We start from the raw sequence: 26,335 nt of genomic DNA on the forward strand, positions 1-26,335 counted from the left end.
CTACAGTTAGAATCGATACACTAAAAACATGTAAAGGCAATTCACTTAACAACAGGGGGTGTTGATGTTGCTTGAAAAAACAACGAGGATGAATTATTTATTTGATTTTTATCAGTCGTTGTTGACGCCAAAGCAAAAAAGCTACATGTCTCTGTACTACTTGGATGATTACTCCCTAGGTGAAATTGCTGAAGAATACAACGTCAGCCGCCAGGCAGTGTACGACAACATAAAACGGACGGAAATGATGCTGGAGGAATACGAGCAGAAGCTTCAGCTGTTCAAGAAATTTCAAGAGCGTAAAAAAATAATTGAAAAGCTGAAAGGTCTGCCTTTCCAATCAGAAATGAAGGAAGAATTTGACCGACTACTTCATCTTTTGGAAAAACTGGATTAGGAGGAGCCGCCATGGCTTTTGAGGGATTAGCCAACCGACTGCAAAACACGATGGCTAAAATCCGCGGCAAAGGAAAGGTTTCTGAAGCGGATGTCAAAGAAATGATGAGGGAAGTTCGTCTTGCTCTTTTGGAAGCGGACGTCAACTATAAAGTCGTCAAAGACTTTATTAAGAAAGTCAGCGAAAGGGCTGTTGGCCAGGAAGTCATGAAAAGCTTGACACCAGGCCAGCAAGTTATCAAAGTAGTGAAAGAAGAGCTGACCGAGCTGATGGGCGGCGAGCAGAGCAAAATTGCCGTAAGCAAACGGCCGCCGACGGTGATTTTGATGGCGGGCCTTCAAGGTGCAGGGAAAACGACTACGACTGGAAAGCTTGCCAACTACTTGCGAAAAAAACATAACCGAAACCCGCTTCTTGTTGCAGCTGATATTTATCGTCCTGCAGCCATTAAACAATTAGAAACATTAGGAAAGCAGCTTGGCATGCCTGTATTTTCACTCGGCGACAAGGTAAGCCCTGTTGAAATAGCCAAACAGGCGCTGGAATATGCCAAAAATGAGCATCATGATTATGTTCTCATTGATACAGCCGGACGCTTGCATATCGATGAAAATCTGATGGATGAATTAAAGCAGGTGAAGGAAGCTGCAAATCCTGATGAGATTTTTCTCGTTGTCGATGCCATGACTGGACAAGATGCCGTCAATGTGGCAAAAAGCTTTCATGATGAGCTTGGCATTACCGGTGTTATTTTGACAAAGCTTGATGGGGATACACGTGGCGGTGCTGCGCTTTCCATTCGTGCGGCAACAGGTGCTCCGATTAAATTTGCCGGGATGGGCGAAAAGCTGGATGCGCTCGAACCGTTTCATCCCGAACGAATGGCATCGCGTATATTAGGAATGGGAGATGTCTTGACCCTGATCGAAAAGGCTCAAGAGAACGTCGATCAGGAGAAAGCGAAGCAGCTGGAAGAAAAAATGAGGACGATGTCTTTTACTTTCGATGATTTTTTAGAGCAGCTTGAACAAGTAAGAAACATGGGTCCTCTTGATGAGTTGATTTCCATGCTGCCTGGTGCAGGGAAAATGAAAGGCTTGAAAAACATTCAAGTTGATGAAAAGCAGCTAAGCCACGTTGAAGCGATCATCCGCTCCATGACAAAAGAAGAAAAAGAGAAGCCGGAAATTATTAATGCAAGCAGAAGAAAACGGATTGCTAAAGGGAGCGGTACTTCTGTCCAGGAAGTAAACAGGCTTTTAAAGCAGTTTGAAGAAATGAAAAAAATGATGAAGCAAATGACTTCAATGACAAAAGGCAAGCGAAAAGGATTTAAATTTCCTTTTATGTAATAAAAATTTATTCTGTTAAGAAAAAACACTTTACAAACTTTTTGATCATTGATAATATTCTATTTTGTTGAAAATATTTCGGAGGTGTAAAAAAATATGGCAGTTAAAATTCGTTTAAAACGCATGGGTGCAAAAAAATCTCCATTTTATCGCATTGTTGTAGCTGATTCCCGTTCTCCTAGAGATGGACGTTTCATTGAAACGATCGGTACGTACAATCCAGTAAAGGATCCTGCTGAAGTGAAAATTGACGAAGAATTGGCTCTTAAGTGGCTTCAAAACGGTGCAAAACCGTCTGACACTGTTCGTAACCTGTTTTCGAAACAAGGGATTATGGAAAAATTCCACAATGCGAAATATAGTAAATAATGTGTGATTATTATGGAACAGTTAATAACAACAATTGCCAAAGCTATTGTTGATCATCCGGATGAAGTCAAGGTGAACAGAGAGGAGAAAAAAGGTGAAATTGTATATACTCTTTCTGTTCACCAAGACGATATTGGCAAAGTGATTGGAAAACAAGGCCGTATTGCAAAAGCGATCAGGACGGTCGTTTATGCAGCGGCTAGCGGCAAATCAATGAGAGTAACGCTTAAAATTAATGATTAAAAGGTGAGGGGATTGCTCCTCGCCTTTTTTACAAAAGAAGAAAAGCTGATTTCGCAGGATCAAAAAATCACATTTGAAATTGCGACGATTCCAGACCTCCCTCTTCTGGCCAGAAGGGAAAAGCCGGGAGGGATCTTCCATGAATATACTCCTCGGAGCAATTTTATGACTGGAGGAGAGAGGAATGAAAATCATTTATCCGATCACAGTAAAGCAAATATTGACGGAAAACAGCAAGGAAAAACTGATTCATAAATGGCAGGCAAAAAAAGAAGAAATGAAACGGGAATGCGATCAATTATATTTTCAGCTGAAAAAAGCTGAAAAAACAACAAAAAACCAGTCCATCATTTCCCAGTACCATCAGGAAATCAACAAAAGAAAGGAAAAAATGAAGTTGATGGAATTTAAGCTTCAGCAAATCGATATGCTCCCTCTAGGCAGCGAATTAAAAGAACGGGAAGTGAACGCAGTAATCGAAGTAAAAGAAGGCGACAACTGGGATCAATTGCTGAATGAAAAAACGATTGTGATCGAAGATGGAGTAGTAAAAGAGATTCGCTAGAGGTGATCATATGGCCGAAAAATGGTTTCAAGTCGGAAAAATTGTCAATACGCACGGAATTCGCGGCGAAGTGCGCGTCGTTTCCGTAACTGATTTTCCTGATGAGCGATATAAACGCGGAAACCGTTTATACATTTTTCAAAAAGACAAAGAGCCTGTTGAAGTTATTGTCAAATCTCATCGAATTCATAAAAATTTTGATTTATTGTCTTTTGAAGGGTATGATTCGATCAATGAGGTTGAGCCGTTTAAAGGCTCAGACATAAAGGTTCCAGAAAGCCAGCTTGGCAGCCTGGATGAAGGAGAATATTATTTTCATGAAATCATCGGATGCTCCGTGTATACCGAAGACGGTGATGAGCTGGGGATCATAAATGAAATTTTAACGCCCGGTGCCAACGATGTGTGGGTTGTCAAACGAAAAGGCAAAAAAGATTTGTTGATTCCATATATCGAGGATGTTGTGAAACATATTGATGTGAAAGAGAAGCGAGTCATCATTTTTCCTATGGAAGGGTTATTGGACAAATGATTATTGATGTACTGACTTTATTTCCTGATATGTTCGCTGGAGTTTTTAACCAATCGATTTTAAAAAAAGCTCAGGAGAAGGATGCTGTTTCGATTAACGTTATTAATTTTCGAGACTATTCAACAGACAAGCATCAGTCGGTCGATGATTATCCGTACGGTGGCGGTGCCGGCATGGTATTAAAGCCGGAGCCGATCTTTCATTCTGTTGAGGCTGTAAAAGAAAAGCGAAACGCACAGCATTCGAAAGTCATACTTGTTTGTCCGCAAGGAGAACGCTTTACCCAAAAAAAAGCAGAGCAGCTGGCTCAAGCAGATCATCTAATATTTATTTGCGGCCATTATGAAGGCTACGACGAAAGAATCCGTTTTCTTGCGACAGACGAAATTTCAATTGGAGACTTTGTCCTGACAGGCGGTGAGCTTGCCGCGATGGTCATCATTGACTGTGTTGTGCGTCTTCTACCAGGTGTTCTCGGAAATGAAGAATCGCACCAAAATGATTCTTTTTCAACGGGACTGCTTGAACATCCGCATTACACCCGCCCTGCTGAATTCAGGGGGATGAAGGTGCCTGATGTGTTATTGTCAGGCCATCACGAAAAAATAGCCGAATGGCGGGAAAAAGAATCGCTCCGAAGAACATGGGAGCGCAGACCTGACTTATTGGACGGCTATTCTTTAACGGAAAAGCAAAAAAAATGGCTGGAAGAAATAAAAAAGGCGAAATGAATGCTTGCAAATGGTTTGTTTCCTATGATAAGATACGTTTTGTGACATAGACAGCCGGTCTTGTCTTTTTAAAACGATGTTCCGCTGCAAGCATCTTGTATGAGCATCTGTTGGAAGGAGATGATTGCGATGCAAAAATTAATTGAAGAAATTACGAAAGAACAACTTCGCACAGATTTGCCTGAATTTAGACCTGGGGATACCGTCCGTGTTCACGTGAAGGTTGTTGAAGGCTCCCGTGAACGGATTCAGGTTTTTGAAGGAGTTGTGATTAAACGCCGCGGCGGCGGTATTAGCGAAACATTTACCGTTCGTAAAGTTTCTTACGGCGTAGGTGTTGAACGTACATTCCCGCTGCACACTCCAAGAATTGCGAAAATCGAAGTTGTTCGCCGAGGCAAAGTGCGTCGTGCAAAACTTTACTATTTGCGCAATCTACATGGTAAAGCAGCTCGCATTAAAGAAAGATAAACATTCGAACATAAAAAGGGCTTGTATTCAATACAGGCCCTTTTGTCATGTGAGCAGTCATTCACTTATGAATTCATTTAATATTTTTGGAAAAAATTATTTAACGAAAGCATAATCTGTTTAAAAATAGGTGGACATGTTCTTTTGTTAAGCCAATAATTGTATTAAAATAAATAAAAAACCATTTTAAAAACATAAAGGTGTGAAAGAAATGTCACGTAAAAAAAATGAATTTTTTGAGTGGATGAAAGCTCTAGGTGTCGCCGTCTTGTTGGCGGTCGTCATTCGGACGTTTTTCTTTGCTCCGATTGTCGTTGATGGAGTTTCCATGATGCCGACATTACAAGACCAGGACCGAATGATCGTGAATAAAATCGGAACGAAGCTTGGTGAAATAAAACGCTTTGACATTGTCGTCTTTCATGCAACGGAAGAGAAAGACTACATTAAGCGTGTCATCGGTTTGCCTGGCGATCATATAGAATATAAAGATGACACCCTCTACATTAACGGCAAGAAGTATGAAGAGCCATACTTGGAAAAATATAAACAAAACGGCGTGGATGGCCCTTTAACAGAACCATTTAAACTTGAAGACATTATTGGAAGATCAACTGTGCCTGAAGGCGAATTGTTTGTTATGGGTGATAATAGAAGATACAGCAAAGACTCGCGGCATATAGGGACCATTCCGATTGAATCAGTTATGGGGAAAACTAATTTTGTTTATTGGCCGCTTTCTGAATTTGGAGTTGTAAAGTAGGTGAAGTAGATGACGATTCAATGGTTTCCAGGGCATATGGCAAAAGCGAGACGGCAAGTTGTTGAAAAATTGAAACTGATAGATATTGTCTATGAACTTGTCGATGCCCGAATCCCTCAGTCATCGAGAAATCCGATGATTGATGACATTATTGCCAATAAAAAAAGAATTTTAATTTTAAATAAAAAGGATATGGCAGACGAAAGCATTACGAAAGAATGGATTCAGTACTACAAAGAACAGGGCATTGCATCAATAGCCATCGACTCGCAAACAGGATCAGGACTAAAACAAATCGTGCAGCTTTCAAAAGAACTGCTCGAAAAAGAACGTGAAAAAATGAAAGCAAAAGGGGTAAAACCAAGGGCGATCCGCGCATTAATTGTTGGAATTCCGAATGTCGGCAAATCAACGCTGATCAATCGCCTTGCAGGAAGAAACATTGCCAAAACCGGCGATCGTCCAGGCATAACGAAACAGCAAAGCTGGATCAAGACAGGAAAAGAATTGGAGCTGCTCGATACCCCAGGCATTCTTTGGCCGAAATTTGAAGATGAAGAAGTCGGGCTGAAGCTGGCTGCGACAGGCGCCATTAAGGATGAGATTTTAAATTTGCAGGATGTAGCAGCTTATGCGATGCGATACTTGATCAAGCATTATCCAGATCGTTTAATGGATCGCTATCAAATCGACAATCTATCAAATGAAAATGAAATCGTCGACTTATTTGATCATATTGGAAAAAAAAGAGGCTGTTTATCAGCTGGCGGCCTGATAGACTATGACAAGACGGCGGAAGTGTTCATAAGGGATGTTCGGACATTGAAGCTGGGGAAAATAAGTTTTGACCGGCCAAATGAATAAAGGCACGCATTCCGCGTGTCTATATTTTATTTTTAACAAAACTCGTTCACTTGAGAGAAGCGGTGCAATCGGCGCTTAACCGGTTAATCGGTTTTCCTTTCTTGACGGGTAAAGAGCTTTCGGGAAATAGTAAAAAAGTCTTGAAAGTCATTTGAGCATGTGAAAAATAGACGCTTAATCAAATTGCAGCCGAGGAAGCCGTTCATGTACAAACTATTCGAACGAAATTTACAAATGCAAATATTAAGGGAGAGGTTGAAGAAAGTTGAATTTAACGGCGAAGGAAATTGAAGAAAAGCTCAGTGCCATCCATGATATAAACGACCCTTTTTTTCTTGCCTGCCAAAAAGATGAGCGGAAAACCGTCCAAAAATTAGTAAAAAAATGGCTGAAGCAATATGAAAAAGAGCAGCAATTGAGACAGCAGTTTCAAAACATGTGCAAATACGAAAGAGAATTGAAAGAAAAGGGATTTCGAATGCTGGCAGGCATTGATGAAGTGGGAAGAGGGTGTCTTGCAGGTCCGGTCGTTGCTGCTTGCGTGATTTTGCCTGATGAATTTTATTTGCCGGGGCTGACGGACTCGAAAAAAATTTCGAAGCAAAAACGGGAAGAGTTTTTTCAATACATAATGGATCTGGCAGTAGATGTCGGGATTGGGTTTGTGTCGGCAAAAGAAATTGATGAACTAAACATTTACAATGCGACAAAAAAAGCAATGCTTTTAGCCATTGATCAATTAAAGCAGGGAAAGCCGGATCATTTATTGATTGATGCTCTTGAATTACCAATTAATATTCCGCAGCTTTCCATCATTAAGGGTGATGAAAAAAGCATTACGATTGCAGCAAGCTCCTGCGTCGCAAAAGTTGTGAGAGACAGGTACATGGAAGAGCTGGGAAAGCAATTTCCGGAATACGGCTTTGAACGTCATGTGGGCTACGGTACAAAGCAGCATTTGGAAGCGATCGAGAAGCACGGTGTGACGGAGCATCATCGGAAAAGCTTTGCTCCGGTACAAGATGCGTTAAACTTTTTTAACGGGTGATAAGAATGAATGAAATATCTGCTCTTCTTAGGAAGATAAGTCTTCAATCTCTTTTTGATCCCGCGGCCAAAACATTTCAAGATCAAGAGATTGTGAAAGGAAAAGTGTTGAAAATTTATCCTAATTCTCATGCATTGCTTGCAATTGGAAAAATGAAATTAACCGCTGCTGTTGAGGCGGATATTCAAGCAATGAAAACTTATTGGTTTCAGACTGAAGTAACGGAAAGCGGAATCAGACTGAAGCTTTTGTTTCCGGAAAAAGATGAAGGTCATACAGGCCGAGCTATTCTTGAACATTTCCGCCTGCCTGCTGACAATACGGCCTCGCAGCTTATTGATTTGCTGCTTGAAAATGAAATTCCTTTTTCCAAAAAAGACTTGGCTCTTGCCATCAACATTTTGCAGTCCTTTAAGGGAAAAGCTCCTCGTGAAAGTTTATTTCAGGCGCTTCTCATCGCTTTTGAAAAAAAACTGCCAATTGCGGAGCATGTCATCCGTCCTTTGCTGGCTGTTCAAGATGAGAAGAAGCTGTCTCAGCTCCTTTTTCAATTAGACGAAATGTTAAACAATAGCGGAAGAGCCGAGGACATGAAAGATCTAAACCGAAACCTGTTTCAGCTTACAAACCTTCGTTTTCTATATAAAGCCGAAGAAGTGAACCAAATATTGCGAGAAAGAAATGACACCTTTTCCAAGCAATTGTTGAATAAGCTTGAATTTTGGATGAAAGAAAATCCGCTAGCCATTAAGCAGCTTATATTGAATGAAAACAGTGAGCAAGCATTGCTTCAACCATTCACAAAAGACAAGGCGGACGGAAGTAGAATTGGACAAATGCTGAACGCGGAAGAAAAAAATATGCTGAAAGCGATGTTTCAGCAAAGCATCCACAACGTTTCCGCTCAAGAAGTAAAACAATTGTTAAAAACAGCGATAGCCAAAATCGGCTTATTTGAACATGCTGAAAGCAGTAGCGGTCAGAGTGAATGGCCATTAAAGACACTGCTTATAAAATATTTGCAAAATATGGAACATTCAAGTTTAAGAGGGGCGATGGAGCGCGCTTTAGATTACATAAACGGACAGCATTTTATGCGGGAACAAAAAGGACCTGTTGAACAATTTTTTATTCATGTCCCCATTCAGTTAGGAGAGCAATGGACGGATATTACAATCCAAATCAACGGAAAAAAAGACGAAACAGAAAAAATAAATCCTAATTTTTGCCGAATCGTTTTTTCATTGTATTTAAAAGAAATAAAAGAAACAGTAGTGGACGTATTCATTCAAAATCGCGCTGTAAAAGTTACGATTTACAACGACATTCTTGAAGAAAGCGATATTGTTCAGCATTTGGGAAGCCTTCAGGAAAATTTAAAACAAATCAATTATGTTTTAACAGGAGTCTCTATCCAAAAGGGAAAAACGGATGAACAAACTCAAAAGGTCATTTCCGGACAACCTTACCAGAAGGTGGACATCAAAATATGAAAAAAGAAACAAAAGATTTAAAAGCTGTTGCCCTCAGCTATAACGATGAAAAGGACGCCGCGCCAAAAGTATCGGCAAAAGGTAAAGGGTATGTCGCTGAAAAAATCATTGAAAAAGCTAGAGAAAACAATGTTCCGATTCAAGAAGATCCCTCGCTTATTGAACTTTTGTCAGAAGTGGAAATAAATGAGCAAATTCCCGAGGAGCTTTATGAAGTGGTAGCTGAGCTTTTAAGCTTTATATACCGCTTAGACCAGCAAAGATGAAATAAACGATGTCTTTTTATAAAGAATGGTAGACAATGATGAAACATTTTTATACAATGAAAGCGCAGTCTAAAATTGCCTCGAAAAGGCTAAGATACATAAGTTAGGAGGATGGGATATGAATATCCATGAGTACCAGGGGAAAGAAATCCTCAGAAAATACGGCGTCACGGTACCGAACGGCAAAGTTGCGTTTTCCGTTGAGGAAGCGGTTGAAGCTGCAAAAGAGCTGGGTACTGACGTAGTGGTAGTCAAAGCGCAAATTCATGCTGGCGGCCGCGGGAAAGCTGGCGGAGTAAAAGTAGCGAAAAGTTTAGAAGAGGTTCGCGAGTATGCTAGTGAATTGTTAGGAAAAACGCTCGTTACACATCAAACAGGACCAGAAGGAAAAGAAGTCAAACGTCTTTTAATTGAAGAAGGCTGTGACATTAAAAAAGAATATTATGTTGGTTTTGTTGTTGATCGCGCAACCTCCCGCGTTGTTTTGATGGCGTCTGAAGAAGGCGGCACCGAAATTGAAGAAGTGGCAGCGAAAACACCGGAAAAAATCTTCAAAGAATATATTGATCCGGCAGTAGGACTTCAACCTTTCCAAGCTCGCCGAATCGCATTTAACATTAACATTCCGAAAGAATTAGTCGGACAAGCTGTTAAATTTATGTTGGGACTTTATCAAGTATTTGTCGAAAAGGATTGCTCCATTGCGGAAATTAACCCGCTTGTCGTTACAGGCGACGGAAAGGTTATGGCTTTGGATGCCAAACTAAACTTTGACTCCAATGCATTATACCGTCAAAAAGATGTGTTGGAATATCGTGATTTAGATGAGGAAAATCCGAAAGAAATTGAAGCTTCAAAATATGATTTAAGCTACATAGCTCTTGATGGCAATATCGGGTGCATGGTAAACGGAGCAGGTCTTGCCATGGCAACGATGGATATTATTAAATATTACGGCGGTGAACCAGCAAACTTCCTAGATGTCGGCGGCGGCGCAACGGCAGAAAAGGTTACGGAAGCGTTTAAAATTATTTTGTCGGATGAAAACGTAAAAGGGATTTTCGTCAATATCTTTGGAGGCATTATGAAATGCGATGTCATCGCACAAGGTGTCGTTGAGGCGACAAAACAAGTTGGCTTGACGATCCCGCTAGTCGTTCGTCTTGAGGGAACGAATGTTGAGCTTGGTAAAAAAATACTAGAAGAGTCAGGCCTAAATATTACATCTGCAGAGTCTATGGCAGACGGGGCGCAAAAAATCGTTTCATTAGTGAAATAGGAAAGCGAGGGAGAAGAATGAGCGTATTTATTAATAAAGATACAAAAGTAATCGTTCAGGGGATTACTGGATCTACTGCATTATTCCATACGAAACAAATGCTTGAATACGGAACGAAGATTGTCGGCGGGACATCCCCAGGCAAAGGCGGTCAGGAAGTCGAAGGAGTTCCGGTTTTCAACACGGTTGAAGAAGCGGTGAAACAAACCGGTGCCAATGCTTCCGTTATTTATGTCCCAGCTCCTTTTGCAGCGGATGCCATTATGGAAGCGGTTGATGCGGAGCTTGACCTAGTCATCTGTATTACAGAACATATCCCGGTTTTAGACATGGTCAAAGTAAAAAGATACATGGAAGGAAAGAAAACTCGATTAATCGGACCGAACTGCCCGGGAGTCATCACACCTGGCGAATGTAAAATCGGCATTATGCCTGGATATATCCACACTAAGGGACATGTCGGAGTCGTTTCCCGTTCAGGTACTTTGACATATGAAGCGGTTCATCAGCTTTCGCAAGCAGGCATTGGTCAGTCAACGGCTGTTGGAATTGGCGGGGACCCTGTAAACGGCACAAACTTCATTGACGTGCTAAAAGCATTTAACGAAGATCCGGAAACATATGCCGTCATTATGATTGGTGAAATCGGGGGTACAGCGGAAGAAGAAGCAGCTGAATGGATTAAAGCAAACATGACAAAACCAGTCGTAGGATTTATCGGCGGACAAACAGCACCTCCAGGAAAACGCATGGGACATGCGGGTGCAATTATTTCCGGAGGTAAAGGAACAGCAGCGGAAAAAATTAAGAAAATGAATGAATGTGGTATTAAAGTCGCAGATACTCCTTCCGTTATTGGTGAGACGTTAATCTCAGTTTTAAAAGAAAAAGGTTTATATGAAAAATGCAAAACTCATTAAAACAAAAGGAGTAGCCACAAGGCTATTCCTTCTTTATAGAATTGAGGTGAGGGCTATTAATCCTAGAAATTTATTAATAAAACTCGCTCATTGCAAAGGTGCGGCAAAGAGAAGAATCGTTCAGCTTTTTGAACAGGAAGGCATGTATGAAGAAGCTCTGCATCTAACGCCTCAAACATTAGCCACCCGTCTGTTTATTCCTCCTAAAAACTATTCAACGTTTATAGAAGATTACCAATCCATTTCAACGGAGAGCCTGCTAAACTATTATAAAAACAGGAATATTCACCTGATTACGATCATTGATTCCCATTATCCAACGTATTTAAAGCATATTTTTGATCCGCCTCCCGTTTTATTTTGCCAAGGGGATATTAGTCTATTAAAAAATATCCGAAATTTAAGCGTTGTCGGAACCCGTCATGCATCGAAATATGGCTGCGACCTTGTTCAATATTTTGTTACGCATTTGGCGAAGCAAAAATTTACGATAATCAGCGGGCTTGCCCTCGGTATTGATGCGAAAGCCCATTGGACGGCCATTGAGGAAAATTCGAAAACAATTGCCGTAATCGCTGGCGGATTTGATCATATTTATCCGAAGGAAAACATGGAGCTGGCTAAAATCATCCAAAAGGAGCATCTTCTCCTCTCTGAGCATCCTCCATATAAAAGACCGGAAAAATGGATGTTTCCAATGCGAAATAGAATTATTAGCGGATTAAGCTTAGGAACCTTTGTTGCTCAAGCTTCCAAACGAAGCGGTTCTCTTATCACTGCCCAGCATGCTTTGGAACAAGGGAGAATCGTTTTTTCACCCCCGGTGCCATTATTTGATCCATTATTTCAAGGGAATATACAATTGTTAAAGGAAGGGGCAGCGCTTGCCCTGTCACCTGATGAGATTATAGAAGAATTAAAGCCGATGTATGAAGAAAAATAATTTTTTTGCGTCTAAAGGCGGAAGCTGATGAATACTGTTTGACAAAATGCATTGGAATATTTAATAATAGTGAAGATTATTTTAACAGTTGAATGATCAACAATCATTTTCATAAACTGATGCATAAAAAGAGAGAAAACCTCTTAAGGAGGAAAAATGAATGTCGGACTACTTAGTCATTGTGGAGTCGCCAGCAAAGGCGAAAACAATTGAAAAGTATTTAGGAAAAAAATATACCGTGAAGGCTTCAATGGGCCATGTTCGGGACTTGCCTAAAAGTCAAATGGGAGTTGACATAGAGCACAATTTTCAACCAAAATACATCACGATAAGAGGGAAAGGGCCGGTTCTGAAAGAGCTCAAGAACGCTGCCAAAAAGGCGAAAAAAGTTTTTCTTGCAGCCGACCCGGACAGAGAGGGAGAGGCGATTGCGTGGCATTTAGCGCAAAGCTTAGATATTGATATCCAATCCGATTGCCGCGTTGTGTTTAATGAAATTACAAAAGATGCGATCAAAGATTCTTTTAAATCGCCAAGAGCTATTAACATGGATTTAGTTGATGCCCAGCAGGCAAGAAGGGTATTAGACAGGCTGGTCGGCTACAATATCAGCCCGATCCTTTGGAAAAAGGTAAAGAAGGGTTTAAGTGCCGGGAGAGTTCAATCTGTTGCAGTCCGTCTAATTATCGATCGTGAAAATGAAATTAAACATTTCAAGCCTGAGGAATATTGGACGATTAACGGAGACTTTCTTAAAGGAACGGAGTCGTTTGAAGCTGCTTTTTGGGGTGTTGAAGGCAAAAAAAAGGATTTGAAAACAGAAGAAGATGTAAAACAGGTGCTCCAAAAAGTTATTGGAAATGAGTTTACCGTAACGAAAGTAACAAAAAAAGAACGGAGAAGAAATCCTGCACCTCCATTTACAACTTCCTCTTTACAGCAGGAAGCTGCAAGGAAACTCAATTTCCGTGCGAAGAAAACGATGATGGTAGCACAACAGCTGTATGAAGGAATTGACCTCGGCAAGGAAGGCACTGTCGGATTGATTACTTATATGCGTACCGATTCCACGCGAATTTCAGACACAGCGAAATCGGAGGCAATCAGTTATATTGAAAAGATGTTTGGCAGTGAATATGCGCAAGCAAAAACGAGAGGAAGTCAGAAATCAGGCAATGTTCAGGATGCACACGAAGCGATACGGCCGACCAGCGCTTTTCGAAATCCGGATGAAATAAAAGACTTTTTAACAAAAGACCAATATAAATTATACAAACTGATTTGGGAACGATTTATCGCGAGCCAAATGTCGCCGGCTGTCATGGATACGATGAGCGTTGATTTGGAGAACAATGGTGTTATATTCCGTGCAAACGGTTCAAAAATCAAATTCCATGGTTTTATGAAAGTATATGTAGAAGGGACGGACGATCAAGAAGAAGATAAAAGCAATCGTCTTTTGCCTGATCTTCAGGAAGGGGATAAAATCTTTTCAAAAGATTTAAAACCGGAGCAGCACTTTACACAGCCGCCTCCAAGGTATACGGAAGCGAGGCTTGTCAAAACGCTGGAGGAATTAGGCATAGGACGTCCTTCTACTTATGCACCGACGCTCGATACCATTCAAAGAAGAGGGTATGTTGCGCTTGAAAACAAACGATTTGTCCCAACAGAACTTGGCCAAATTGTCCACGAGCTGATGATGGAATTTTTCCCTGAAATTTTGGATGTGGAATTTACTGCGAAAATGGAGCATGATTTAGATGATATAGAAGAAGGAAAAGTAAATTGGGTAAAAATTATTGATGAATTTTATCATGATTTTTCAAAGAATGTTAAAAAAGCCGAAAATGAAATGGAAAAGGTAGAAATAAAAGATGAATATGCCGGTGTAAAGTGTGAAAAATGCGGAAGCGAAATGGTTTACAAAATGGGAAGGTACGGAAAATTTTTGGCTTGCTCCAATTTTCCAGACTGCCGCAATACAAAACCGATTTTAAAAGAAATCGGTTTGAAGTGTCCGAAATGCCATGAGGGAAATATTGTGGAGAGAAAGTCGAAGAGACGCCGCGTATTTTATGGATGTGACCGTTACCCAGAGTGCGATTTTATTTCTTGGGAAAAGCCGGTTGAAAGAAAATGTCCGAAATGTGGAGAAATTTTGGTAGAAAAACGTTTGAAAAAAGGTGTTCAAGTGCAATGTTCTTCTTGCGACTATAAAGAAGAACCGCAGCGTTAACAAATATCTTCTCTTTGGTGAGCAATGTAAAGCTCACCTTCTTCATGGAGATATTTCGGCAGTTTTTTTCGAAAACACAACAAGAAGAGAGCTTTTAAAAAGACGGAGGAGTGCTAAAATGAACAATCAAGTTGTCAACGTTATCGGTGCTGGGCTAGCTGGAAGCGAAGCGGCATGGCAAATTGCCAAAAGAGGCATTCAAGTTCGCTTGTACGAAATGCGTCCAAAAAAGCAAACTCCGGCCCATCATACGGATAAATTTGCTGAACTGGTCTGCTCTAATTCGTTGAGAGCCAATTCTTTGACAAATGCAGTCGGAGTATTGAAAGAAGAAATGAGAATGTGTGACTCCGTAATTATTTCGGCTGCTGATCAATGTTCCGTTCCGGCTGGGGGTGCACTTGCCGTTGATCGCCACGAATTTGCGGATATCGTCACTAAACGGGTGAAAGAACATCCCAATATTACCGTCTTTCACGAAGAAGTGACGGACATTCCAGAAGGGCCGACGGTAATAGCGACAGGACCTTTAACTTCAGAAGCATTATCGGAAGCATTAAAAAAGCTTACTGGCGAGGAATATTTATATTTTTACGACGCAGCCGCACCGATAATTGAAAAAGACAGCATTGATATGGAAAAAGTATATTTGAAATCAAGATACGACAAAGGGGAGGCTGCATATTTAAACTGTCCGATGACAGAGGAAGAGTTCGACCGCTTTTATGAGGCATTAATCAGCGCGGAAACTGTTCCTCTAAAAGAATTTGAGAAAGAAATCTTTTTTGAAGGATGCATGCCGATTGAAGTCATGGCAAAGAGAGGAAAGAAAACGCTTCTTTTCGGACCGATGAAGCCTGTCGGCTTGGAGCATCCCGAAACAGGAAAGCGTCCTTTTGCCGTCATCCAGCTGCGGCAGGATAATGCGGCAGGGACTTTGTATAATATCGTCGGCTTCCAAACTCATCTAAAATGGGGTCCGCAAAAGGAAATCATTCAGATGATTCCGGGGCTTGAAAAGGCGGAAATTGTCAGATATGGAGTGATGCATCGAAATACGTTTATCAATTCCCCGAAACTGCTTAGACCAACTTATCAATATAAAGGGCGCGAGGATTTGTTTTTCGCCGGACAAATGACTGGCGTAGAAGGCTATGTTGAGTCAGCTGCTTCCGGATTAATAGCAGGCATTAATGCGGCATGCCTCGTTTTGGGAAAGGAATTGATTGAATTTCCTGATGAAACAGCAATGGGAAGCATGGCAAAGTATATTACAACGGCAGATCCGAATAATTTTCAGCCGATGAATGCGAATTTTGGTCTTTTTAAACCGCTTGACACCCACATTAAAGTGAAAAAAGAAAGAAATGAACAATTGGCAAAAAGAGCACTTCAAACTATTCAAAAAATTTCGAAAAAATTATAAAATGGATTGAAAGGGCTACTGCAAATGTGATACGATTTAGTAGCCCTTTGTGAGGTGCTAATAGTGGAAAATGTTAAGAATTTTTTAAATTTATTCATTGAATATTTACAAATTGAAAAAAATTATTCACAATATACAATTGTGAATTATCTGCATGACTTGAATGATTTTTTTTCTTTTATGGAAAAAGAAGGGTTAGAAAGGCTGGATGACGTTCAATATTCAGATATACGTATTTTTTTGACGGATTTAAGCAAAAAGTATTCCAAAACATCCATTTCCCGTAAAATTTCAAGCATTAGAACTTTTTATCATTTTCTTTTGCGGGAAAAATATGTAACGGATAATCCTTTTTCTTTAGTGTCACTTCCGAAGCAAAAAAAAGCGATCCCTAGATTTTTATTTGATGAGGAGCTGGAAATGCTGTTTTCCATTTCCGACCTGAATGATCCGCTCGGGCAGCGGAATCAATTGATTTTGGAATTTTTATATGGAACGGGAATCCGTGTAAGCGAATTATGCCAAATTCGCCTTGAAGACCTGGATTTTTCCATTGAGACCATTTTAGTAAATGGAAAAGGAAACAAACAGCGCTATGTGCCTTTCGGAAGCTATGCACGTCAGGCAGCGGAACGATATATCCATGATGGCAGAAGCAAGCTGATGAAAAATCAGTCCGGACAGGATCATCGCTTTTTGTTTGTAAACCATCGGGGAAAGCCTTTAACAGCAAGGGGAGTTCGGTATATATTAAAACAGCTGATAGATGCTTCAGCAAAAAATCTGCATCTTCATCCGCATATGTTTAGGCATACTTTTGCGACTCACCTCTTAAATGCTGGAGCTGACTTAAGAAGTGTTCAAGAACTTTTGGGCCATGTTCATTTATCATCAACGCAAATTTATACCCATGTGTCAAAAGACCATTTGAAAAATGTTTATATGGCCTACCATCCACGAGCAAAAGATTCTTAAAGGGAGGCTTGCAATTGTCAACATTTCATGCGACAACGATTTTTGCCATTCGCCATAAAGGACAATGCGCGATGGCAGGTGATGGACAAGTAACACTTGGCAATCAAGTTGTGATGAAGCATACAGCACGAAAGGTCCGAAAAATTTATAATGGAAAAGTGCTTGCTGGATTTGCGGGATCTGTTGCTGATGCGTTTACGCTGTTTGAAAAGTTTGAAGGCAGCCTGGAAGAGTATAACGGCAATTTGGCAAGAGCGGCTGTGGAAATGGCAAAAGAGTGGCGAAGCGACAAAGTATTAAGACAATTAGAAGCAATGTTAATTGTGATGGATGCCCAAAAGCTTCTGCTCCTTTCTGGGACGGGTGAAGTAATCGAACCGGATGATGGCATTTTAGCTATCGGCTCAGGGGGAAATTATGCCCTTGCTGCAGGCCGTGCATTGAAACAATATGCCGGTGAACAAATGTCTGCCAAAGAAATCGCTAAATCCGCTCTAGAAATAGCAGCAAATATTTGCGTTTTTACGAACAATAACATTATCGTTGAGGAACTTTAGAAAGGAGGGAGGCGAATGAAAAAAATGCAATTATCTCCGAAACAAATTGTTGAACGATTAGACCAATACATAGTCGGTCAGGAAGAAGCGAAAAAAGCGGTTGCTGTTGCGTTAAGAAATCGATACCGAAGAAGCTTATTGGATGAAAAAATTCGCGATGAAGTAGTTCCGAAAAACATTTTAATGATTGGTCCGACTGGGGTTGGAAAAACTGAAATTGCTAGGAGAATTGCAAAGCTCGTCGGCGCGCCCTTTGTAAAGGTGGAGGCAACAAAATTTACAGAAGTAGGGTATGTCGGGCGAGATGTGGAATCGATGGTTCGCGATTTAGTGGAAACTTCCGTCCGGCTTGTGAAGGAAGAAAAAATGCAGGAAGTAAGAGCTCAAGCGGAAGAAAACGCCAATCGCAGGCTGGTCGAGCTCCTCGTCCCGAGTAAGAAAAAACAGGCTGCTTACAAAAATCCTTTAGAAATGCTTTTCGGAGGAAATCAACAAACAAATTCGTTCGAAACTCAGGGAGAAAATGAACAGGATCTAAAGGAGAAGCGGAGAGAAATCGCCCGCAAATTAGCAGCAGGCGAACTAGAAGATCATTTTGTTACGGTTGAAATTGAGGAACAGCAGCCCTCTATGTTCGATCTCCTGCAAGGGACAGGGATGGAGCAGATGGGCTTTAATATGCAGGATGCTTTGAACAGTCTTCTTCCAAAAAGGAAGAAAAAAAGAAAGCTTACTGTGAAAAACGCCCGAAAGGTTTTGACGAATGAAGAAGCAGCAAAACTGATTGATATGGACGAAGTGACACAGCTTGCCATTGAACGCGCGGAACAATCAGGCATCATTTTTATCGATGAAATCGACAAAATCGCCAAAAACGGCCACAACAGTTCTGGTGCTGATGTTTCCCGCGAAGGTGTGCAAAGAGATATACTTCCAATCGTGGAAGGATCTGCAGTTGTAACAAAATATGGCACCGTAAAAACCGACCATATACTCTTTATTGCAGCTGGTGCTTTTCACATGGCGAAGCCATCGGATTTAATCCCTGAATTGCAAGGGCGTTTTCCGATTCGCGTGGAATTGAAAAAGCTAACGGCAGATGATTTTGTCCGAATTTTAATTGAACCGGATAATGCTTTATTAAAACAATATGAAGCATTATTGGAGACGGAAGGTATAAAATTAGAATTTTCTGACGAAGCTATTCGTAAAATTGCTGAAATTGCTTACCAAGTGAACCAAGATACAGATAATATTGGGGCAAGAAGGCTTCATACCATTTTAGAAAAACTGCTGGAAGACTTGTTGTTTGAAGCGCCGGATATAAATTTAGAAAAGGTTGTGATTACACCGAACTATGTGGAAGAAAAATTAAATAAAATTGTTCAAAACAAAGATTTAAGTCAATTTATTTTATAAAAAGATGAAATTTTTTAGGAGGATTTGAGATCATGGAGTTATTAGAAAAAACAAGAAAAATTAATGCGATGCTGCAAAAGGCGGCAGGAAAACCTGTTAATTTTAAAGAAATGGCGGAAACATTAAGTGAAGTCATTGAGGCAAATATTTTTGTGCTCAGCCGCCGAGGAAAAGTATTAGGCTTCGGCTTGAACAAGCAAATAGATAATGACCGCATGAAAAAAATGCTGGAGGAAAGAAAATTTCCTGAAGAGTATACGAAAAGTTTATTTAATATTACCGAAACGTCACCAAATTTAGATGTATATAGCGAATATACTGCATTTCCTGTTGAGAACCGCGAGCTCTTTAAAAACGGATATACGACCATTGTACCGATCATCGGAGGCGGAGACCGCTTAGGAACCCTTATATTATCTAGACTGGGAACCCAATTTAATGATGATGACCTAATATTGGCTGAATACGGGGCAACTGTTGTTGGAATGGAGATTTTAAGAGAAAAAGCCGAGGAAATTGAAGAGGAAGCGAGAAGCAAAGCGGTTGTCCAAATGGCAATCAGCTCTTTATCATACAGCGAACTCGAAGCGATCGAACACATTTTTGAAGAATTAAGCGGCACAGAGGGATTGCTAGTTGCAAGCAAAATTGCTGACCGCGTCGGCATTACCAGATCTGTGATCGTCAATGCGCTTCGCAAGTTAGAAAGCGCTGGTGTCATTGAATCTCGTTCTCTTGGTATGAAAGGCACATATATTAAAGTGTTAAACAACAAATTTTTAGTTGAACTAGAAAAATTAAAAAACCATTAAAAGAAAGCTGCTCTAAAGGTTTGTTTATCAAACCTTTTGAAGCAGCTTTTTATAAATGTTTTCTACAAATTTCTTCTTGAAAATCGGCTGATTTGTCCAATTTCAATAAGTTCTAACCTCCTACTTATCCCTCTGAAAAAGCTGCAAAATCAAATTCCAATGTTAAAAAAGTGATAGTCATTTAGAACTAGAAAAAAAATAATCGCAATGTACGACGATTTTTTACAAATTATACATAGACTTTAAGCTGTTTCTTTTTTAAAATAATATTTATAAATTAGCAAAATTCGACATTTTTACTTCTTATTTCTTTTGCAATACAAGATCATCATACTTTTGGAGGGAGCAATGAAAATATTTTCTAATTCAATAGCCAATTTGGAGCAGGTAATTCGAATTTCTTCCTTAAACGGAAAAGTTATAGCCAATAATATTGCAAATGTGGACACTCCAGGGTATAAAGCGAAAACAGTTAATTTTAAAAACGTTTTGGATCAACAAATAAAACTGGATGCATATCGGACCAATCCGCGTCATCTTCCTTTTGTGGGCAGCGAAAGCACATCGATTGTGGAAACGAGGACAAACAGTGCTTATCAGCATAATGGCAATAATGTCGACATTGATCAAGAAATGGCAAAGCTTGCGGAAAATCAAATTTTCTACAATGCATTGATTGACAGATTGAATGGCAAATTTAATTCATTAAAAACAGTAATAAAAGGTGGTCGTACATAATGGGGATTTTTCAGTCTTTGAACATTTCCGCATCAGCTTTAACAGCTCAGCGGCTGAGAATGGATGTCATTTCATCGAATATGGCAAACATGGAGACGACTAGAGCTGAATATGTGGACGGGCAATGGCAGCCTTACCGCCGGAAAATGGTTGTAACAGCAGAGGATACAAAACCTTTCTCAGCTTTTCTGAATCAAGAGCTGAAAGGCGTTGGAAACGGCGTGAGAGTTCAAGCCATTGTTGAGGACGAGACGCCTTTTAAAATCGTTTATGATCCCGACCATCCTGATGCAGACGAAAATGGCTATGTTTCTTTGCCAAATGTAGATCCTTTAAAAGAAATGGTCGACTTGATCAGCAGCACGCGCTCATATGAAGCAAATGTTACAAGCTTTAATGCATCGAAAAACATGCTGCTGAAAGCATTGGAAATAGGGAAATAGAATAGGAGTGATGTAAATGATTGAGCAAATTTCTTTTCCGACTCAATCGATCCAGCTCGAAAACCGAGCACAAAGTGAGGAAAATTCTGGGAAATCATCCTTTTCAGATATGTTGAAAAAATCGCTGGAAGCTGTCAATGAAGCTCAATTAAATTCCGATCGGCTGACAAATGCTCTTGCAGCAGGACAAAATGTAGAGCTTCATGATGTCATGATCGCAGCACAAAAAGCGAGCATTTTACTTGAAGCAACTGTTGAATTCAGGAATAAAGTCATTGAAGCTTATCAAGAAGTGATGAGAATGCAAATATAATTAGTCTATTTAGAAATGGAATGTCATTATCGGGGGATCAGAAAGAATGAATCAAAAACTACTGCAAATAAAGGATACAATTTTGTCATTTTGGAGGCAAAGGACAAAATGGCAAAAAGCCCTCATCATCGGAGGCGCATCGCTCATCATCATTGCCATTATCGTTTCGTCAATAGTTTTGTCAAAACCGAAAATGATACCGCTATATACGAATTTATCATTGGAAGAAGCTGGCCGAATCAAAGAAACCCTCGATAACAAAGGGATTCAATCGGAAATAGCCGATAACGGAACAACTATTAAAGTGCCGGAAAGCGAAGCAAATGCACTGAAAGTGGAGCTTGCTGCTGAAGGTATTCCTGAAAGCGGAAATATCGATTATTCGTATTTTGGACAAAATATCGGTTTTGGCATGACAGATAATGAATTTGATGTATTAAAATTAAAAGCTACACAAACGGAACTGGCCAATTTAATTAAAGAAATCGAAGGCGTAAAAAACGCTAAAGTGATGGTCAATTTACCTAAAGAAACGGTATTCGTCGGCGAGGACGCAGGAGAAGCATCAGCTTCCATTGTTTTAAATTTGGAGCCGGGTTACAAGCTTGACCAATCGCAAGTGAATGCACTCTATCACCTTGTTTCCAAGAGCGTGCCGAATTTACCTGTTGAAAACATTGTTATAATGGACCAAAATTTTGATTATTATGATTTGAAACAAGAGGATACACCTGGCACTAATTTTGCTTCCCAGCTTGAAATCAAATCGGAAATTGAAAAAAATATTCAACGGCAAGTGCAAAGAATGCTGGGTACGATGATGGGCCAAGACAAAGTGGTTGTCAACGTATCAGCTGATATTGATTTTACCCAGGAAAAGCGGGAAGAAAACTTAGTCGAGCCAGTTGATGAGGAGAACAATGAAGGAATTGCCATCAGTGCAGAACGGATTACGGAAACATACACAGGTACTGGGGCGCAAGCTGCCGGCGTTGCTGGAACAGGTCAAACAGATGTCCCGAATACATATCAACAGGCTGCCGGTGCAAACGGAGAAGGAGAATATGAAAAAATTGAAGACCGAATTAATTATGAGGTAAACCGGATCAAACGGGAAATTGTTGAAAGTCCATATAAAATTAGAGATCTGGGCATTCAAGTTATGGTTGAGCCCCCGAATCCGGAAAATCCAAATTCGTTGCCGCAGCAGAGTGTAGATGATATTGAACAAATTTTATCAACAATTGTTCGGACAAGCATCAATGAAGATCCGGAGGCCGAGCCGTTAACGGATCAAGACATTGAGGATAAAATCGTAGTTTCTGTTCAGCCGTTTTCAGGCAAAATAAATGCGGATGATTTAAAGGAGCCATCATCATTCCCAATTTGGGGCTATGTGTTAATTGGAGCAGGCATTCTGCTTCTTGGCTTGTTATTCCTATGGTGGTGGAAAAGACGGAGAGACGAAAAAGATGAGTATGAAGATGATGAATTTGACGAAATAGAAGAAGTGGTGCCGCAGCCTGTGCAAGAAGAAGAATCTGTCGAGCAAACGAAAGCAAATGAGCAGCGTAGAAAGCTTGAGGAGCTTGCCAAAGAGAAGCCTGACGAATTCGCTAAACTGTTGCGCACTTGGCTCTATGAAGACTAGGGGGAAATGACATATGAAAAAGTTAAACGGTAGGCAAAAGGCTGCTATTTTATTGATCTCCTTAGGTCCGGAAGCTTCTGCTTCCGTTTATAAACACCTCACGGAAGAAGAAATTGAAAAGCTTACATTAGAAATATCGAGTGTACGGAAAGTGGATTCGCAAAAAAAAGAAGAAGTGATTGAAGAGTTTCATCAAATCGCCCTTGCGCAAGATTATATTGCCCAAGGGGGGATCCAATATGCGAAAGAGGTGCTTGAGAAAGCATTAGGAGGGGAAAAGGCAAGTGAAATAATCAGAAGGCTGACATCTTCTCTTCAAGTACGGCCGTTTGATTTTGTTAGAAAAGCAGATCCGGCTCAAATTTTAAACTTTATACAAAACGAGCATCCGCAAACGATCGCTTTAGTTTTGTCCTATCTGGATGCCAAGCAGTCGGGACAAATTTTATCGAGCTTGCCTCAGGAAGTTCAAGCGGATATTGCAAGAAGAATCGCCATTATGGACCGCACATCCCCTGAAGTAATTAATGAAGTTGAACAAGTTTTAGAGAAGAAGCTTTCTTCTACTGTAACGGAAGATTTCACAGAAACGGGTGGAATCGAAACAGTAGTGGAAGTGTTAAACGGTGTCGACCGCTCGACAGAACGAACGATACTGGAAGCACTAGAAGTACAGGACCCCGAGCTGGCCGAAGAAATCAAAAAGCGGATGTTTGTATTTGAAGATATTGTTACCTTGGATAACCGCGCCATTCAGCGCGTCATTCGCGAAGTGGATAATAATGATCTCATGCTGGCGTTAAAGGTTGCGTCGGATGAAGTGAAAGAAATTGTCTTTAAAAATATGTCAACTAGAATGGCGGAAACATTCAAGGAGGAAATGAATTACATGGGTCCTGTTCGGCTTCGTGATGTAGAAGAAGCGCAATCAAGAATTGTTGAAGTGATAAGAAGATTAGAGGATGCTGGCGAAATTGTGATCGCTCGAGGACAAGGAGATGAAATCATTGTCTAGAGTCATAAAATCCGGCCATGCTTGGTCATTGCACAAGCCGCACAAATTGACGATCAGAACGATCCAAATTCAGGAAGAGTTCGCCGCTTCCGATCAAGAAGAGAACACACAGCGCTCACAGTTCCTTGAGGCAGCCCATTTGGAAGCAGAGAAAATTTTAGAAAAAGCTGAAGAAGAAAAAACGCGATTGCTTAAGGAGATCGAAAAAGAAAGGGAAGCTTGGCAGGAAGAAAAAGCGCGCCTAATAGAAGAAGCAAGAAAAGAAGGGTATCAAGCCGGTTTTGAAAAAGGGAAAAAAGATGGACTTCAAGAGTATGAAAATGTGATTGAATCTGCCAGACAGGTAGTCCAGCTTTCCAAAAAAGATTATGAGAAAAAAATAGAAGCTTCCGAGGAAACCATTATTGAAATTGCTGTAAAAGTAGCGGAAAAAATTATTGCAGCCAACCTAAAGCGAGAGCCTGAACTGTTTACTGGATTGGTTCGCGAAGTGATTTGTGAAGTAAAGGAATATCCAGAAGTCAAAATATACGTTCACCCTGACAAATATGAATTTATGCTTGAACAAAAAGAAGAATTAATGGAACTATTTACAACCAAAACGGAGCTCTATATTTTTCCGGATGTAAATTTGCCCGAAAACGGAATTTGTGTAGAATCGCCATTTGGAAAAATTGATGCGAGCATTGATACACAGCTGGAGCAATTAAAAAGCAAGCTGTTAAATCTTGTCAGGGAGGATTGAAGCGATTGAAACTAGCTCAATTGATCGACCATATAGATCGGCTGGACTCTTATAAGAGATATGGAAAAGTGAAAAAAGTAGTCGGACTCATGATTGAATCACGCGGACCTGAATGCTCCATCGGTGATGTTTGCTATGTACATGTAGGGAAAAATGAAAAAACGCTGGCAGAAGTTGTCGGATTCAAAGAAGAAAATATTCTATTAATGCCGTTTACAAAGGTCAACCAAATTGCACCTGGCTGTGTCGTGGAAGCAACAGGCTCGCCCCTGAAAATAAAGTCGGGAATCAGCCTGATCGGAAAAGTATTAGATGCATTTGGTCATCCAATGGACGGATCCAATCTTCCAAAAGGTTTAACGACTATTCTGTCTGAAAATGAGCCGCCGAACCCGTTAACCCGGCCGCCGATCATCCAAAAAATTGAAGTGGGTGTGAAAGCAATTGACGGTTTTTTAACGATTGGGAAAGGTCAGCGGGTAGGTATTTTTGCAGGAAGCGGCGTTGGAAAAAGTACTTTGCTCGGAATGATCGCAAGAAGCTCAGGAGCAGATATAAATGTGATTGCCTTAATAGGTGAAAGGGGAAGAGAAGTTCGAGAATTTATTGAGAGAGATTTAGGCGAAGAAGGGCTAAAGCGGACGATTATTGTGGCGGCAACCTCCGATCAGCCGGCTTTAATGAGAATTAAAGCTGCCTATTCTGCAACGGCGATTGCAGAATATTTTCGAGATAAAGGATATAATGTCATGTTTATGATGGATTCAGTCACGAGAGTAGCGATTGCGCAAAGGGAAATTGGACTGGCTGTTGGGGAACCGCCGACGACAAAAGGATACACCCCTTCAGTGTTCGCCATGCTTCCTCGACTTTTAGAAAGAACAGGAAATAATGAAAAGGGTTCGATCACAGCCATTTATACTGTCTTAGTTGATGGCGATGATATGAACGAACCGATAGCGGATACTGTGAGAGGAATTTTGGACGGGCACATTGTGCTCGATCGTGAGTTGGCGAATAGAGGACATTTTCCTGCAATTAATATTTTAAAAAGCGTCAGCCGCCTTATGAACCATATTGTCGAACCGGCGCATCTGGAAGCTGCGAACAAACTGAAAGCATTGTACTCTACATATACCGAGTCAGAAGATTTAATTAAGATCGGCGCATATAAAAGAGGCTCTTCAAAAGAAATGGATCAAGCAATGGATTATTATCCGAAAATAAACGGATTTCTTCAGCAGCATATGAATGAAAAAATAACATTTGAGGAAAGCGTACAGCAATTAATTTCGCTACTTGAAGAAGGTGACAAGACATGACATACCATTTCCGCTACCAAAAAATATTGGATGTAAAGGAAAATGAGAAACGAAAATCATCAAAAGAATATGAAGATTCCGTTGAAAATTTTAAAAAAGTTGCAACAAAGCTGTATACATTTTTAAAGCAAAAAGAGGAGTTCGTAAAGCTTCAAGAAGAAAAATTGAACAAAGGGATGTCCGTTCAAGAAATTAAGCAGTATCAACAGTTTGTTCAAAATTTGGAAAAAACAATTGAGCATTACCAGCAGCTTGTCATTTATTCTCGTAATGCAATGAATGAAAAACAGTCGATTTTGATGCAAAAACATATAGAAGTAAAGCAATATGAAAAAATAAAAGAAAAAGATTACAAGAAATTTATGGAGCTAAGGAAACGAGAAGAAGGAAAAATGATGGATGAAATATCAATCATTACATATTCGTTTCATAGAAATTAGGTGG

General features: G+C 40.3%; 30 protein-coding genes. All 30 read left to right on the top strand.

Annotated elements, in window-relative coordinates:
* The first annotated feature begins 64 nt into the window (after positions 1-64).
* Entirely contained in the window at positions 65-397 is a 333-nt protein-coding gene (locus NSQ61_RS04620) for a putative DNA-binding protein (RefSeq protein WP_063388432.1), read from the top strand.
* An 11-nt stretch (positions 398-408) separates the two neighbouring features.
* Complete coding sequence (ffh, locus tag NSQ61_RS04625; RefSeq protein ID WP_066246533.1) at positions 409-1,749, top strand: signal recognition particle protein; 1,341 nt, start codon at positions 409-411, stop codon at positions 1,747-1,749.
* A gap of 96 nt (positions 1,750-1,845) precedes the next feature.
* Positions 1,846-2,118, top strand: a complete 273-nt coding sequence (gene rpsP / locus NSQ61_RS04630) for a 30S ribosomal protein S16 (protein ID WP_063388430.1) — start codon at positions 1,846-1,848, stop codon at positions 2,116-2,118.
* Positions 2,119-2,130: 12 nt separating this feature from the next.
* Entirely contained in the window at positions 2,131-2,361 is a 231-nt protein-coding gene (locus NSQ61_RS04635) for a KH domain-containing protein (RefSeq protein WP_063388429.1), read from the top strand.
* 184 nt (positions 2,362-2,545) lie between these two features.
* Positions 2,546-2,926 carry a YlqD family protein gene (locus NSQ61_RS04640; protein ID WP_063388427.1) on the top strand — a complete coding sequence of 127 codons (381 nt, stop codon included), beginning with the start codon at positions 2,546-2,548 and terminating at the stop codon, positions 2,924-2,926.
* Positions 2,927-2,936: 10 nt separating this feature from the next.
* Positions 2,937-3,458, top strand: a complete 522-nt coding sequence (rimM, locus tag NSQ61_RS04645; protein WP_066246531.1) for a ribosome maturation factor RimM — start codon at positions 2,937-2,939, stop codon at positions 3,456-3,458.
* Positions 3,455-4,189, top strand: coding sequence for a tRNA (guanosine(37)-N1)-methyltransferase TrmD (gene trmD / locus NSQ61_RS04650; RefSeq protein WP_063388425.1), 735 nt, complete (start codon positions 3,455-3,457; stop codon positions 4,187-4,189). Before rimM ends, trmD begins: the two co-directional genes overlap by 4 nt.
* A 129-nt stretch (positions 4,190-4,318) precedes the next feature.
* Positions 4,319-4,660, top strand: a complete 342-nt coding sequence (rplS, locus tag NSQ61_RS04655; protein ID WP_063388424.1) for a 50S ribosomal protein L19 — start codon at positions 4,319-4,321, stop codon at positions 4,658-4,660.
* 211 nt (positions 4,661-4,871) lie between these two features.
* The gene (lepB, locus tag NSQ61_RS04660; RefSeq protein ID WP_063388423.1) at positions 4,872-5,423 is read left to right on the top strand and encodes a signal peptidase I; all 552 of its coding nucleotides are present in this window, start codon (positions 4,872-4,874) and stop codon (positions 5,421-5,423) included.
* A gap of 9 nt (positions 5,424-5,432) precedes the next feature.
* On the top strand, positions 5,433-6,287 hold the full coding sequence (gene ylqF, locus NSQ61_RS04665; protein WP_063388422.1) for a ribosome biogenesis GTPase YlqF: 855 nt from the start codon (positions 5,433-5,435) through the stop codon (positions 6,285-6,287).
* A gap of 265 nt (positions 6,288-6,552) precedes the next feature.
* Positions 6,553-7,335, top strand: coding sequence for a ribonuclease HII (locus NSQ61_RS04670; RefSeq protein WP_094246058.1), 783 nt, complete (start codon positions 6,553-6,555; stop codon positions 7,333-7,335).
* A 5-nt stretch (positions 7,336-7,340) separates the two neighbouring features.
* Positions 7,341-8,828, top strand: coding sequence for a hypothetical protein (locus NSQ61_RS04675; RefSeq protein ID WP_340787524.1), 1,488 nt, complete (start codon positions 7,341-7,343; stop codon positions 8,826-8,828).
* Entirely contained in the window at positions 8,825-9,094 is a 270-nt protein-coding gene (locus NSQ61_RS04680) for an EscU/YscU/HrcU family type III secretion system export apparatus switch protein (RefSeq protein WP_063388419.1), read from the top strand. Before NSQ61_RS04675 ends, NSQ61_RS04680 begins: the two co-directional genes overlap by 4 nt.
* A gap of 118 nt (positions 9,095-9,212) precedes the next feature.
* Positions 9,213-10,373 carry an ADP-forming succinate--CoA ligase subunit beta gene (gene sucC, locus NSQ61_RS04685; RefSeq protein ID WP_063388418.1) on the top strand — a complete coding sequence of 387 codons (1,161 nt, stop codon included), beginning with the start codon at positions 9,213-9,215 and terminating at the stop codon, positions 10,371-10,373.
* Between the two features lie 17 nt (positions 10,374-10,390).
* Positions 10,391-11,293, top strand: coding sequence for a succinate--CoA ligase subunit alpha (gene sucD, locus NSQ61_RS04690; protein ID WP_066246522.1), 903 nt, complete (start codon positions 10,391-10,393; stop codon positions 11,291-11,293).
* Positions 11,271-12,236 carry a DNA-processing protein DprA gene (gene dprA / locus NSQ61_RS04695; RefSeq protein WP_082830336.1) on the top strand — a complete coding sequence of 322 codons (966 nt, stop codon included), beginning with the start codon at positions 11,271-11,273 and terminating at the stop codon, positions 12,234-12,236. The genes sucD and dprA overlap by 23 nt, the downstream gene beginning before the upstream one ends.
* Before the next feature lie 160 nt (positions 12,237-12,396).
* A complete protein-coding gene (gene topA / locus NSQ61_RS04700; protein WP_340806126.1) occupies positions 12,397-14,475 on the top strand; it encodes a type I DNA topoisomerase in 2,079 nt (692 codons plus the stop codon).
* A gap of 118 nt (positions 14,476-14,593) precedes the next feature.
* Positions 14,594-15,901 carry an FADH(2)-oxidizing methylenetetrahydrofolate--tRNA-(uracil(54)-C(5))-methyltransferase TrmFO gene (trmFO, locus tag NSQ61_RS04705; protein ID WP_339196567.1) on the top strand — a complete coding sequence of 436 codons (1,308 nt, stop codon included), beginning with the start codon at positions 14,594-14,596 and terminating at the stop codon, positions 15,899-15,901.
* A 63-nt stretch (positions 15,902-15,964) separates the two neighbouring features.
* On the top strand, positions 15,965-16,876 hold the full coding sequence (gene xerC, locus NSQ61_RS04710; protein WP_094246052.1) for a tyrosine recombinase XerC: 912 nt from the start codon (positions 15,965-15,967) through the stop codon (positions 16,874-16,876).
* A gap of 14 nt (positions 16,877-16,890) precedes the next feature.
* Positions 16,891-17,433, top strand: a complete 543-nt coding sequence (gene hslV / locus NSQ61_RS04715) for an ATP-dependent protease subunit HslV (RefSeq protein WP_082829323.1) — start codon at positions 16,891-16,893, stop codon at positions 17,431-17,433.
* Positions 17,434-17,448: 15 nt separating this feature from the next.
* Positions 17,449-18,852: an HslU--HslV peptidase ATPase subunit gene (hslU, locus tag NSQ61_RS04720; RefSeq protein WP_340806128.1), complete on the top strand. Its 1,404-nt coding sequence runs from the start codon at positions 17,449-17,451 to the stop codon at positions 18,850-18,852.
* Between the two features lie 32 nt (positions 18,853-18,884).
* Positions 18,885-19,664: a GTP-sensing pleiotropic transcriptional regulator CodY gene (gene codY, locus NSQ61_RS04725; protein WP_066246516.1), complete on the top strand. Its 780-nt coding sequence runs from the start codon at positions 18,885-18,887 to the stop codon at positions 19,662-19,664.
* A 348-nt stretch (positions 19,665-20,012) separates the two neighbouring features.
* Entirely contained in the window at positions 20,013-20,402 is a 390-nt protein-coding gene (gene flgB / locus NSQ61_RS04730) for a flagellar basal body rod protein FlgB (protein WP_340806131.1), read from the top strand.
* Positions 20,402-20,845: a flagellar basal body rod protein FlgC gene (gene flgC, locus NSQ61_RS04735; RefSeq protein ID WP_063386659.1), complete on the top strand. Its 444-nt coding sequence runs from the start codon at positions 20,402-20,404 to the stop codon at positions 20,843-20,845. Before flgB ends, flgC begins: the two co-directional genes overlap by 1 nt.
* Before the next feature lie 16 nt (positions 20,846-20,861).
* Entirely contained in the window at positions 20,862-21,158 is a 297-nt protein-coding gene (fliE, locus tag NSQ61_RS04740; RefSeq protein WP_327856292.1) for a flagellar hook-basal body complex protein FliE, read from the top strand.
* Positions 21,159-21,204: 46 nt separating this feature from the next.
* On the top strand, positions 21,205-22,809 hold the full coding sequence (gene fliF, locus NSQ61_RS04745) for a flagellar basal-body MS-ring/collar protein FliF (RefSeq protein WP_340806134.1): 1,605 nt from the start codon (positions 21,205-21,207) through the stop codon (positions 22,807-22,809).
* Between the two features lie 13 nt (positions 22,810-22,822).
* Complete coding sequence (gene fliG / locus NSQ61_RS04750; protein ID WP_063386662.1) at positions 22,823-23,824, top strand: flagellar motor switch protein FliG; 1,002 nt, start codon at positions 22,823-22,825, stop codon at positions 23,822-23,824.
* Entirely contained in the window at positions 23,817-24,569 is a 753-nt protein-coding gene (gene fliH / locus NSQ61_RS04755; protein WP_161939796.1) for a flagellar assembly protein FliH, read from the top strand. Before fliG ends, fliH begins: the two co-directional genes overlap by 8 nt.
* Before the next feature lie 5 nt (positions 24,570-24,574).
* The gene (gene fliI / locus NSQ61_RS04760; protein ID WP_311066231.1) at positions 24,575-25,891 is read left to right on the top strand and encodes a flagellar protein export ATPase FliI; all 1,317 of its coding nucleotides are present in this window, start codon (positions 24,575-24,577) and stop codon (positions 25,889-25,891) included.
* Positions 25,888-26,331, top strand: a complete 444-nt coding sequence (gene fliJ, locus NSQ61_RS04765; RefSeq protein WP_063386665.1) for a flagellar export protein FliJ — start codon at positions 25,888-25,890, stop codon at positions 26,329-26,331. The genes fliI and fliJ overlap by 4 nt, the downstream gene beginning before the upstream one ends.
* Positions 26,332-26,335 lie beyond the last annotated feature (4 nt).

This window comes from Aeribacillus sp. FSL K6-1121 (assembly GCF_038003725.1).
In the GTDB taxonomy this organism is placed as follows: Bacteria; Bacillota; Bacilli; order Bacillales; family Aeribacillaceae; genus Aeribacillus; species Aeribacillus composti.